Below are 10,522 nucleotides of genomic sequence, written 5' to 3' on the forward strand. Positions count from 1 at the left end.
CGAGCGCCTGAAGGCGCTCTGCGATGGGATTACTGATTCCCTTTCATTATTTTGTCATCATTTTCAGATAGCCAGACAACCATGAGCGACTTGCCAGAAAAAGATTTCACCCAACGTTTCATCTTCGACGAGCGCGATGTGCGCGGCGAGTGGGTGTCTCTCGATGACAGCTACGCTGCAGTGCTGGCGCGTCATGAATACCCACAGCCGGTGCAAACCCTGCTTGGCGAGCTGATGGCCGCCACCGCTTTGCTGGTCGGTGCCTTGAAGTTCGACGGCCTGCTGATACTCCAGGCGCGCTCCGCCGGGCCGATCCCGCTGCTGATGGTCGAGTGCTCCGGTGACCGTGATATCCGCGGCATGGCCCGATACGAGGCGGATCAGATCCCGGCCGACGCCAGCCTGGCGCAGCTGATGCCCGACGGCCACCTGACCCTGACCATCGACCCGGTCAAGGGCCAGCGTTATCAGGGGACCGTCGACCTCGATGGTGCCAACCTCTCGGAGTGCTTCACCAACTACTTCGTTCAGTCCCAGCAGTTGAACACGCGGTTCTGGCTGAATGCCGAAGCTGGCAAGGCGCGCGGCCTGCTGCTGCAGCAACTGCCACGCGATCGCCAGCCGGACGATGAAGAGCGCGAAGACAGCTGGCAGCACGTGGTTGCCCTGGCCCAGACCCTCAAGCCGCAAGAGTGGGCAGAAGCCAATGAAACCCTGCTGCACCGCCTGTACCACGAAGATGCCGTGCGCCTGTTCGATGAACAGCCGCTGCGCTTCAAATGCAGCTGCTCACGCGAGCGTTCCGGCAATGCCCTGGTCAGCCTGGGTGAGCATGACGCCAAGGCACTGGTGCAAGAGTGCGGTGGGCAGGTAGAGATCGATTGCCAGTTCTGCAACCAGCGCTATTTCTTCGACGCCAGCGATGTGGCGCAACTGTTTGCCGGCGGCGGCACGGACGTAGCCTCAGAAACTCGCCACTGAAACGTTTAAGCTCAGGAAAATCTCCTGTCGAATTGCGCAAAAACGCAGTTCTGACAGGAGGGGCCTACTTTTTTTGGGCTTTTCTGGCATAATCCGGCCACTTTTTTCGCTGTAGTAGTTTTTTCGGAACAACTACAAAACGTTTGGAGCACTCGGCCTCGGGCCGGATGGGGTATCTCATGACGCAAGCCAATAACACCGTGTACACCGACCTGAGCGTCGATGAGCTGGTAAAAGAAGCGCTGCAACGCGGTGAAGGTGTACTAGCCGATACCGGCGCGCTGGTCGTGGAGACCGGTCACCGTACTGGCCGTTCGCCGGCTGACCGTTTCATCGTCGAAGAGCCTTCCACCCAGGACGCCATCGCCTGGGGCCCGATCAACCGCAAGTTCCCGGCCGACAAGTTCGATGCCCTGTGGGACCGCGTCGAGGCGTTCAACAACGCCCAGGATCACTTCGTTTCCTACGTTCACGTAGGGGCTGCCGCCGAGCACTACCTGCCGGTGAAAATGACCACCCAGACCGCCTGGCAGAACCTGTTCGGCCGTTGCCTGTTCATCAACCCTGAGCAGTACAACCCGGCGGGTCGCGACGAGTGGCAGGTGCTCAACGTGGCCAACTTCGAGTGCGTACCTGAGCGTGATGGCACCAACTCCGACGGTTGCGTGATCATCAACTTCGCGCAGAAGAAAGTGCTGATCGCCGGCATGCGCTACGCCGGTGAAATGAAGAAAGCCATGTTCTCGGTGCAGAACTTCCTGCTGCCGGCTGCCGACGTGCTGCCAATGCACTGCGCCGCCAACATCGGCGAAGCAGGCGATGTAACCCTGTTCTTCGGCCTGTCCGGCACCGGCAAAACCACCCTGTCGGCCGACGAAAGCCGTTACCTGATCGGTGACGACGAGCACGGTTGGGGCGAAGGCGTTGTCTTCAACATCGAAGGCGGTTGCTATGCCAAGTGCATCGACCTGTCCGAGAAGAACGAGCCGGTCATCTGGAAAGCCATCAAGCACGGTGCGGTGCTGGAGAACGTCGTTCTCGACGCCAACAAGCACGCTGACTACACCGATGTCAGCCTGACCCAGAACAGCCGTGCGGCCTACCCGCTGGAGCACGTTGCCAAGCGTTCGGAAAAGAACCTGGGCGGTGAGCCAAACGCAGTGATCTTCCTGACCTGCGACCTGACCGGTGTTCTCCCTCCGGTGTCGATCCTGAACAACGAACAGGCTGCCTACCACTTCCTGTCCGGTTACACCGCGCTGGTCGGTTCCACCGAAATGGGCTCGGGCGGCGGCATCAAGTCGACCTTCTCGACCTGCTTCGGTGCACCGTTCTTCCCACGCCCGGCTGGCGAGTACGCCGAGCTGCTGATCAAGCGTATCAACGGCTTCAACTCCAAGGTCTACCTGGTCAACACCGGCTGGACCGGTGGTGGCTACGGCGTTGGCAAGCGCTTCAGCATTCCGACCACCCGCGCGGTGATCGCTGCCATCCAGAGCGGCGCGCTGGTCGGTGCCGAAACCGAGCACCTGGACATCATCAACCTGGACGTACCGAAGGCCGTCCCAGGCGTTGATACCGAACTGCTCAACCCGCGTACCAACTGGGCTGACAAAGCTGCCTACGACGAGGCCGCCAAAGGCCTGGCCAAGCTGTTCATCGAGAACTTCAAGAAGTTTGAAGTTTCCGACGCCATCAAGGCCGCTGGTCCGCAGCTGTAAGCTGCAACCAGCCGCAATGAGAAAGCCGCCAGCATTGGCGGCTTTTTGTTATCCGGCTGATGCAATGCCTTGTAGGAGCGGCCTTGTGTCGCGATGGGCCGCATAGCGGCCCCGGGGTTTTAGCGTCACTGCATAAATTGTCGGGGCCGCTTTGCGGCCCATCGCGACACAAGGCCGCTCCTACAGGGTGAGGTGCAGGCAGCGGGAACCTGGTTTTTCTGTTTCACTGTCAGCATCCATTGCGAAGACAAGAGTCAGCCAGATGACCGAATCCCCTCAGCGCACTGCCTTCTCCCACTTTCACCCGATTCTCACCCGCCCGCAGGACAACGACCTCAATGGCCATATCGCCGGGGCCACGGTGCACGGCTTCTTCGAAACGGCGATCCAGGCGTTTCTCGTCGAGCAGGCCGAGCTGGACCTGCGTGACGGCGAGCTGGCGGCTTTCGTGGTCAGTTCGGCAGCAGATTTCTATGCATTGCCGGGCTTCCCGGACGTGCTGGAAGTTGGGCTGGGCGTAACGCGCCTGGCGGGCAGTACGGTGGAGTACCGCCTGGCGTTGTATCGCCCAGGTGAGCCCGAGGCCTGCGCGGCCGGCACGGTGGTGCAAGTCTTCATCGAGCGTGTCAGTGGCCGGCCTGTGGCGTTACCAGAGGCGCTGCAGGTGATTCTTTCCGGCTTGGGGCTGGAACAACACGCATAAAAAAACCCGCCGGGAGGGGCTAATGCCAGTCAATTAAGTAATTTGGGGCCGCTTTGCGACCCTTCGCGGGCACGCCCGCTCCCACAGGAATCGCGCATTTCTTGAGTTCAGCGCCTGTGGGAGCGGGCATGCCCGCGAAGGGCTGCAAAGCAGCCCCAGTAACGCTTAACTGACAGGCATTAGCCGGAAGGGGCGGGGTTTTTGTTGCCAGGGCAGGGCCCTCTGGCCTTAGTCGCGCCAGTGGCGCTTGTGCTTGCGGTGGCCGTAGTGATGGCCACGGTCGTAGTGGCGACGGTCATCGTAGCCACGGCGGTAGCGACGGTCGTCATGGCGCTCATCGGCGTCGGCCTTGTTGCCCAGGTAGTTACCCAGCGCACCACCAGCACCGCCGCCGGCAGCCGCGCCGATGTAGCTACCGGTAGTACCGCCTACCGAGCGACCCACCACGTTACCGCCTGCCGCGCCCAGGGCACCGCCAATAGCGGCTTCACCGCGCTGGCGCTTGTCGGCACCCAGCGCACCGCCGGCCGCACCGCCCAGGCCTGCACCAATGGCGCCGCCAGTGCTACCGCCGATGGAGTTACCGACAACGGAGCCCAGTACCCCACCCAATGCGCCGCCAATGCCGGCCTCGGTGGTGCCGCCTGCCATGGCAACGCCGCTGAGCAAGCTGAAAGACAACAACAAAATCGAGGAGTACTTCTTCATCAAGAGAGCCTCATAAGGATGACGAGGCGAATTTGAGGCTAAGCGAGGTGACTGGCAACGGAAATCCGACGAGTAACACGAGTTGTACACAATTCTGTAAGTGACTGTATTTGTTGTGAAACTTAAACCGTTTTCGGCTGTCCGAGGTCTTTATGGCAAAAGCCCTGAACCTTGCGGAACAGGGCTTTTTGGTTTTTGGCGTTGGGCTTCTGGCCTCTTCGCGGCAACTTTATTACAGAATACGCCCGTCGTCCCGCGCCCGCTCCAGCTTGATGGCGATGAACTTCGAGGTTGGCGTATGGCTGCCATCGCCAATGCTCTCCAGCGGCACCAGCGGGTTCACCTCCGGGTAATACGCCGCCGCCTGCCCGGCCGGAATATCGAACGCCAGCAGGGTAAAGCCGTGCACCCGGCGGACGTGTTCATCCCCCCACAACGATACGATGTCGACCTTCTGCCCCGGCTGGAAGCCCAGGCGGATGATGTCGGCTTCGTTGGCGAACAGCACCTCGCGTTGGCCGCGCACGCCACGGTAGCGGTCGTCCAGGCCGTAGATGGTGGTGTTGTACTGATCGTGCGAGCGCATCGACTGCATGATCAGGTCCGGTAACTGGCCGCTGGCACGCACACGCTCGTCAAGCAGCGTATCGGGCAGCAGGTTGGCCTTGAAGTTGGCGCGGCCGGTGTTGGTCTTCCATGTGCGGCTGGCGGCGTTATTGCCCAGGTAGAAGCCGCCTGGGTGTTGCAGGCGTTGGTTGAAGCCGCTGAAGCCTGGGATGGTGTCGGCGATCAGGTCGCGAATGCGCGCATAGTCGGCGACCAGCCAGTGCCAGTCCACGGGTTTCTTGCCCAGCGTAGCGGCGGCGATGCCAGCAATGACCGCCGGCTCCGAGCGCATCTGCGAAGACAGCGGTTTGAGCTGGCCGTTGGATGCGTGCACCATGCTGAACGAGTCTTCGACCGTTACCGCTTGTGACCCGTCGGCCTGCAAGTCGATGTCGGTACGGCCCAGGCACGGCAAAATCAGCGCTTGCTTGCCATGAACCAGGTGGCTGCGGTTGAGCTTGGTGCTGATGTGCACGGTCAGCTCGCAGTTGCGCAGCGCCTGCGCCGTGCGCTCGGTGTCCGGCGTGGCCTGGGCGAAATTGCCGCCCAGGCCGATGAACACCTTGGCCCGGCCGTCGAGCATGGCGTGAATCGCTTCGACCGTGTTGTGGCCGTTGTGCCGTGGCACGGGGAAGCCGAAGCGCTTTTCCATGGCCTCGAGCAGTGCCATGGGTGGGCGCTCGTTGATGCCCATGGTGCGGTCGCCCTGCACGTTGCTGTGGCCACGTACCGGGCACAGGCCTGCGCCTGGTGCGCCGATATTGCCGCGCAGCATCTGCAGGTTGACGATTTCCTGAATGGTCGGCACCGAGTGGCGGTGTTGGGTGATACCCATCGCCCAGCACATGATGACCCGCTCGGCGCGGCAGTACATGCGCGCCGCCAGTTCGATGTCGGCCATGGGCAGGCCGGATTGCGCCTGGATGTGGTCCCATGGCGTGGCATCTACCACGGCCAGGTAATCGTCCACGCCATGGCCGTGCTCGGCGATGAAGGCATGGTCGAACACCGCCGGTTCACCCTTGGCCTGGGCTTCACGCTCCCACTGCAGGGCGAACTTGGCCATGCCACGCAGCAGCGCCATGTCGCCACCCAGCGCCGGTCGGAAGAATGCCGTGTTGGTTGGGCGGTCGCTGTTGGTCAACATTTCCAGCGGGTTCTGCGGGTGCTGGAAGCGCTCCAGGCCCCGCTCCTTGAGCGGGTTGATGCAAACCACCTGAGCGCCACGTTTCACCGCGTCGCGCAGCGGGTCGAGCATGCGCGGGTGGTTGGTGCCGGGGTTCTGGCCCCAGACAAAAATCGCGTCGGCATGTTCGAAGTCGTCGAACGTGACCGTGCCTTTGCCCACCCCGATGCTTTGCCCCAACGCCACGCCGCTGGCTTCGTGGCACATGTTCGAGCAGTCGGGAAAGTTGTTGGTACCGAAGGCGCGCACGAACAGCTGGTACAGGTAGGCTGCTTCGTTGCTGGCCCGCCCCGAGGTATAGAACTCGGCCTGGTCAGGTGTGGCCAACTTGTTCAGCTCGCGGGCGACCAGGGCAAAAGCGGCGTCCCAGCTGATCGGCTGATAGCGGTCGCTGGTCGCGTCGTAGACCATCGGCTCGGTGAGGCGGCCCTGGTACTCCAGCCAGTAGTCGCTTTGCTGCAGCAGGGCGGTGACGCTGTAACGGGCGAAGAAGGCAGCGTCGACACGCCGCTTGGTGGCCTCCCAGTTCACGGCCTTGGCGCCGTTCTCGCAGAACTTGACCATGCCGCTTTCTGGCGAATCGCCCCAGGCGCAGCCTGGGCAGTCGAAACCGCCGTTCTGGTTGGTCTTGAGCAGGGCGCGAATGTTCTTCAGCGCGTTATCGCTGCCGACCCAGGCCTTGGCCACGCTGCGCAGCGCACCCCAGCCACCGGCAGGGCCGTGGTAGGGCTTGTAGCGAGGGGTTGAGGCTGGGGCATTGTCCGGTAGGTGCTGGTACGAGGTCACGACTGTTACGACTCCGCCGCCGGGCTGTAGACCCGCGGTGCGCTGTGCTTGGGTAGATGAATGAGGTTGAGGTTGTGCTTGCGCGCCCACTGCAGGGCAAGCCCGGTGGGGGCGGACAGGCTGACCAAGGTCTGGATGCCGGCGCGCAGCACCTTCTGGATCAGTTCCAGGCTGCAGCGGCTGGTGACGATCGCAAGGCCGCCCTGGCTGTCGATGCCCTGGCGCAGCAGCGCGCCGATCAGCTTGTCGAGGGCGTTGTGCCGGCCAATGTCTTCACGGCCCAGCAGCAGTTCGCCGTGGCGGTCCATGAACAGCGCGGCATGCACCGCCCCGCAGTGCTGGCCCAGCGGCTGAAATGCATCGATGCGCTCGCGCAGGCCCACCAGCCACGCTGCCGGTGGCAGCGGCGCACCGGGCAGCACGGCCAGCTCTGGCAGCGCCTGCTCCAGCGCCTCGACCCCGCACAGGCCGCAGCCGCTGGTGCCGGCCAGCTGCCGGCGCTGGTTTTTCAGGTTCCAGAAGGCTCGGCTGGATATTTCCAGGTCTGCATACAGGGCCGAGCCACTGCCCGAGAGCTTCAGGTCGTAGATTTCCGTGGTGCCTCCGACGATGCCGCTGCCCACGCTGAAACCGACGGCGAAATCTTCCAGGTCGGTCGGGCTGACCAGCATCACTGCCTGGTTGAGGCCGTTGTAGACGATGGCCAACGCAACCTCTTCGGCCAGCGGCGTGCTGTCACCTTTACCGTCGCTGAGCTGGACGTATGCGTAGGTTTTGCTGGCGGCCGGCAGGGGCAAGGGCGATGAGGCCGTGCAGACCGGAGGTTTGCTGTTCATCGGGCAGGCTGTTCATTCGGCGGCTTGGTGTAGCACAAGCCTAGGCGCGTGGGCCTGTGGCGTCTAATCGCTAGCCTCTATCCCTTGATAGAGCGCGTCGATTGGTCGCAGGCGGGCGGCATGAGCAAAGCTGGCCTAGACTGCTGGGTTCGAGGTTTCGTGAACAAGGAGAGTGCTATGAGCTTGATCAGTTTCGTGAAGGAAGCAGGCGAGAAGTTGATCGACCTGCTGACCCCGGGCAATGCCAAAGCCGAAGAGCAGTTGAAGAAACACGTGGAGAATGTCGGCCTCGGCAACCCGAACATCACGGCGACCGTGGAGGGCGACAAAGTGATCCTCAAGGGTGAAGTCGCCAGCCAGGAAGAGAAGGAGAAGATTGTGCTGGCAGCGGGCAACATCGAGGGTGTGGCCAGCGTCGATGACCAGATCACTGTGACCGGGCCGGTCGTGACAGCCGCACGCCTGGTCACGGTCAAGAAGGGTGACACGCTGTCGGCGATTGCCCTGGTGGTGTATGGCAATGCCAATCAGTTCAACAAGATCTTCGAGGCCAACAAGCCGATGCTCAAGCACCCGGACAAGATCTATCCGGGGCAGGTACTGCGTATTCCTGACTGATTTTTGCAGGCTTTATCGGCCCTATCGCCGGCAAGCCGGCTCCCACAAGGTTGCTGCAAGGCGTGAGGCCGGTGGTCACCTGTGGGAGCGGGCGTCCCCGCTAACACCGGCGTAGCCGGTGCCAGGGCGCTTACAGGCCAATCAATAGCTCCCGGTAATCCTCGACCGCAGCAAACTCTTCAGTATCGCGCGGCTGCGCCTGGCTATCGGGCTGGCGTACAGCCAGCAGGTGCGCCACACCAAAGCGCCGTGCGCTGCGCAGTATCGCCAGGGTGTCATCGATGAACAGGCTACGCCCCGGCTCAAAACCGATGTCCGCCTGCAAGGCGTCCCAGAACTGTGGGCTTTCCTTCGGGTAACCATAATCATGCGAGCTGATCAGCCGCTCGAAATACGGTGCCAGTTCCACCCGTTCCAGCTTCAGCGACAGCGAATCACGGTGGGCATTGGTGATCATCACCACGCGCTTGCCGGCATTTCGAATCGCCGCCAGGAACGTGTCGGCATCCGGGCGCAACGCGATCAGGTCGGCAATTTCCCGTTTCAGCTCCCGGATCGGCAGGCGCAGCTCCCGGCTCCAGAAGTCCAGGCAGTACCAGTTCAGCGTGCCGGCATTGCGCTCGAACAGCGGCTGCAGCTCCATTTCCGCCATGGCCCGGCTCACGCCATGCAGCTCTGCATAGCGCTGGGGCAGGTGGTCGAGCCAGAAGCGGTTGTCGTAATGCAGGTCGAGCAGGGTGCCGTCCATATCCAGCAGGACGGTATCGATGGCAGACCAGGGAAGAACAGGCATGGGAAACTCTCGATCAGTCGGCAAGCCACGGTATAGTAACCCGTTCACGCCAAGGAGCCGCCCCATGCGCCAGAAACCCACCGTCCTCAGCCGCGAAATCGTCGCCAGCAGCCGCCTGTTCCGCGTAGAGGCTGTGCAATTGCGCTTCAGCAATGGTGCCGAGCGCACCTATGAGCGCCTGGTAGGCCGGGGTAACGGCTATGGCGCGGTGATGATCGTGGCCATGCTCGACGCCGAGCACGCCGTGCTGGTGGAAGAGTATTGCGGTGGTACCGACGAGTACGAGCTGTCGCTGCCCAAGGGCCTGATCGAGCCCGGCGAAGATGTGCTGGCAGCCGCCAACCGCGAGCTCAAGGAAGAGGCCGGGCTTGGCGCGCGCCAGCTTGAGCACCTTACCGAGCTGTCGCTTTCGCCGGGCTACATGAGCCAGAAAATCCAGGTGGTGCTGGCCACCGATCTGTACGAAGAGCGCCTGGAGGGCGATGAGCCGGAGCCGATGCGGGTCGACAAGGTCAACCTGCGCGAGCTGTCGGCCTTGGCCATGCACCCGCAGTTCACCGAAGGCCGCGCCCTGGCGGCGCTGTACCTGGCGCGTGACCTGATGATTCAGCGGGGGCTGCTGGCGCTATGAACGACAATCAACTGATGCGTGAAGTGGTCAAGTTGGCGTTGACTGCGGGCGAGGCGATCCTGCCGTACTGGCGTGCCGATGTGGCAGTGACCAACAAGGCCGATGATTCGCCGGTGACTGCCGCCGACCTGGCAGCGCACCGGGTGATTGCCGATGGCCTGCTGGCGCTGGCGCCGCAGATTCCGGTGTTGTCCGAAGAGGACTGCAATATTGCGCTGGCCGAGCGCCAGGGCTGGGGCCGCTGGTGGCTGGTGGACCCGCTGGATGGCACCAAGGAATTCATTGCCGGCAGCGAGGAGTTCACAGTCAATATCGCCTTGATCGAAAAAGGCGAGGTGGTGTTCGGCGTGGTATCGATGCCCACGAATGGCCGCTGCTACTTTGGGGGCCGCGAATTGGGGGCTTGGCGGGCAGACGCGGGTGAGGCGGCCCGGCCGATCCAGGTGCGCAACGCTCCGCCAGCGGGTGAGCGGTTTACCGTGGTTGCCAGCCGCCGGCACTCCAGCCCCGAACAGGAAGCATTGTTGGCGGGCCTGGGTGCGGCAGTGGGTGAACTGGAGCTGGCCAACATTGGTAGCTCGTTGAAGTTCTGCCTGTTGGCCGAGGGCAGCGCCGATTGTTATCCACGCCTGGCGCCGACTTCGCAGTGGGATACGGCGGCGGCCCAGGGTGTGGTGGAAGGGGCGGGGGGTGAAGTGATCGGGCTGGACGGTTTGCCGTTCCGTTACCCGGCGCGCGAGTCTTTGCTCAACCCGTATTTCCTGGCGTTGCCGGCCAAGGCAGCGTGGCGCCAGGCCTTTCTTGAGCTGATCTAGCGGGCCTGGCCTTGTAGGAGCGGCCTTGTGTCGCGATGGGCTGCAAAGCAGCCCCGGCAATTTGTGCACCATGCCCAAACCCTGGGGCTGCTTTGCAGCCCATCGCGACACAAGGCCGCTCCTACAGGGGGCGCGACA

10 protein-coding genes are annotated in these 10,522 nt (G+C 62.7%); 6 read left to right on the top strand and 4 right to left on the bottom strand.

Annotated elements, in window-relative coordinates; all coding sequences use genetic code 11:
- Positions 1-81: 81 nt before the first annotated feature.
- From hslO to L1P09_RS01065, 3 genes are all read left to right on the top strand, one after another.
- Positions 82-981 (top strand): Hsp33 family molecular chaperone HslO, encoded by a 900-nt coding sequence (gene hslO / locus L1P09_RS01055; RefSeq protein ID WP_054905720.1) that lies wholly within the window; start codon positions 82-84, stop codon positions 979-981.
- Between the two features lie 179 nt (positions 982-1,160).
- Positions 1,161-2,702, top strand: a complete 1,542-nt coding sequence (locus L1P09_RS01060; RefSeq protein WP_161893125.1) for a phosphoenolpyruvate carboxykinase — start codon at positions 1,161-1,163, stop codon at positions 2,700-2,702.
- A 262-nt stretch (positions 2,703-2,964) separates the two neighbouring features.
- Positions 2,965-3,405 carry an acyl-CoA thioesterase gene (locus tag L1P09_RS01065; RefSeq protein ID WP_232892289.1) on the top strand — a complete coding sequence of 147 codons (441 nt, stop codon included), beginning with the start codon at positions 2,965-2,967 and terminating at the stop codon, positions 3,403-3,405.
- Between the two features lie 228 nt (positions 3,406-3,633).
- Here L1P09_RS01065 and L1P09_RS01070 read toward each other — a convergent pair whose 3' ends face one another.
- The 3 genes from L1P09_RS01070 to fdhD all read right to left on the bottom strand — a co-directional run bounded on the left by L1P09_RS01070 (position 3,634) and on the right by fdhD (position 7,527).
- A complete protein-coding gene (locus L1P09_RS01070; RefSeq protein ID WP_054890280.1) occupies positions 3,634-4,113 on the bottom strand; it encodes a glycine zipper domain-containing protein in 480 nt (159 codons plus the stop codon).
- A 232-nt stretch (positions 4,114-4,345) separates the two neighbouring features.
- Positions 4,346-6,691, bottom strand: a complete 2,346-nt coding sequence (locus L1P09_RS01075) for an FdhF/YdeP family oxidoreductase (RefSeq protein WP_232892288.1) — start codon at positions 6,689-6,691, stop codon at positions 4,346-4,348.
- A 5-nt stretch (positions 6,692-6,696) separates the two neighbouring features.
- Complete coding sequence (gene fdhD, locus L1P09_RS01080; protein WP_192441419.1) at positions 6,697-7,527, bottom strand: formate dehydrogenase accessory sulfurtransferase FdhD; 831 nt, start codon at positions 7,525-7,527, stop codon at positions 6,697-6,699.
- Between the two features lie 177 nt (positions 7,528-7,704).
- On the opposite strand from fdhD, the gene lysM reads away from it, so the two are divergent.
- The gene (gene lysM / locus L1P09_RS01085) at positions 7,705-8,145 is read left to right on the top strand and encodes a peptidoglycan-binding protein LysM (protein WP_009683781.1); all 441 of its coding nucleotides are present in this window, start codon (positions 7,705-7,707) and stop codon (positions 8,143-8,145) included.
- A gap of 130 nt (positions 8,146-8,275) precedes the next feature.
- On the opposite strand, the gene yrfG is transcribed toward lysM, so the two are convergent.
- Positions 8,276-8,938, bottom strand: a complete 663-nt coding sequence (gene yrfG / locus L1P09_RS01090) for a GMP/IMP nucleotidase (protein ID WP_009683782.1) — start codon at positions 8,936-8,938, stop codon at positions 8,276-8,278.
- A 64-nt stretch (positions 8,939-9,002) separates the two neighbouring features.
- Here yrfG and nudE point away from each other — a divergent pair, with 64 nt between their 5' ends.
- Both nudE and cysQ read left to right on the top strand, forming a co-directional pair.
- Positions 9,003-9,569 (top strand): ADP compounds hydrolase NudE, encoded by a 567-nt coding sequence (nudE, locus tag L1P09_RS01095; RefSeq protein WP_029885608.1) that lies wholly within the window; start codon positions 9,003-9,005, stop codon positions 9,567-9,569.
- Positions 9,566-10,384, top strand: a complete 819-nt coding sequence (cysQ, locus tag L1P09_RS01100; protein ID WP_054905028.1) for a 3'(2'),5'-bisphosphate nucleotidase CysQ — start codon at positions 9,566-9,568, stop codon at positions 10,382-10,384. The genes nudE and cysQ overlap by 4 nt, the downstream gene beginning before the upstream one ends.
- Positions 10,385-10,522: the final 138 nt, after the last annotated feature.

The organism is Pseudomonas juntendi, from assembly GCF_021560075.1.
GTDB lineage: Bacteria > Pseudomonadota > Gammaproteobacteria > Pseudomonadales > Pseudomonadaceae > Aquipseudomonas > Aquipseudomonas juntendi.

What these genes read in the sequence shown, in the direction of transcription:
- cysQ (WP_054905028.1), top strand. Translation starts at nt 9,566, where the DNA reads ATGAACGACAATCAACTGATGCGTGAAGTGGTCAAGTTGGCGTTGACT.
- L1P09_RS01065 (WP_232892289.1), top strand. Translation starts at nt 2,965, where the DNA reads ATGACCGAATCCCCTCAGCGCACTGCCTTCTCCCACTTTCACCCGATT.
- nudE (WP_029885608.1), top strand. Translation starts at nt 9,003, where the DNA reads ATGCGCCAGAAACCCACCGTCCTCAGCCGCGAAATCGTCGCCAGCAGC.
- fdhD (WP_192441419.1), bottom strand. Translation starts at nt 7,527, where the DNA reads ATGAACAGCAAACCTCCGGTCTGCACGGCCTCATCGCCCTTGCCCCTG.
- hslO (WP_054905720.1), top strand. Translation starts at nt 82, where the DNA reads ATGAGCGACTTGCCAGAAAAAGATTTCACCCAACGTTTCATCTTCGAC.
- L1P09_RS01070 (WP_054890280.1), bottom strand. Translation starts at nt 4,113, where the DNA reads ATGAAGAAGTACTCCTCGATTTTGTTGTTGTCTTTCAGCTTGCTCAGC.
- L1P09_RS01060 (WP_161893125.1), top strand. Translation starts at nt 1,161, where the DNA reads ATGACGCAAGCCAATAACACCGTGTACACCGACCTGAGCGTCGATGAG.
- yrfG (WP_009683782.1), bottom strand. Translation starts at nt 8,938, where the DNA reads ATGCCTGTTCTTCCCTGGTCTGCCATCGATACCGTCCTGCTGGATATG.
- lysM (WP_009683781.1), top strand. Translation starts at nt 7,705, where the DNA reads ATGAGCTTGATCAGTTTCGTGAAGGAAGCAGGCGAGAAGTTGATCGAC.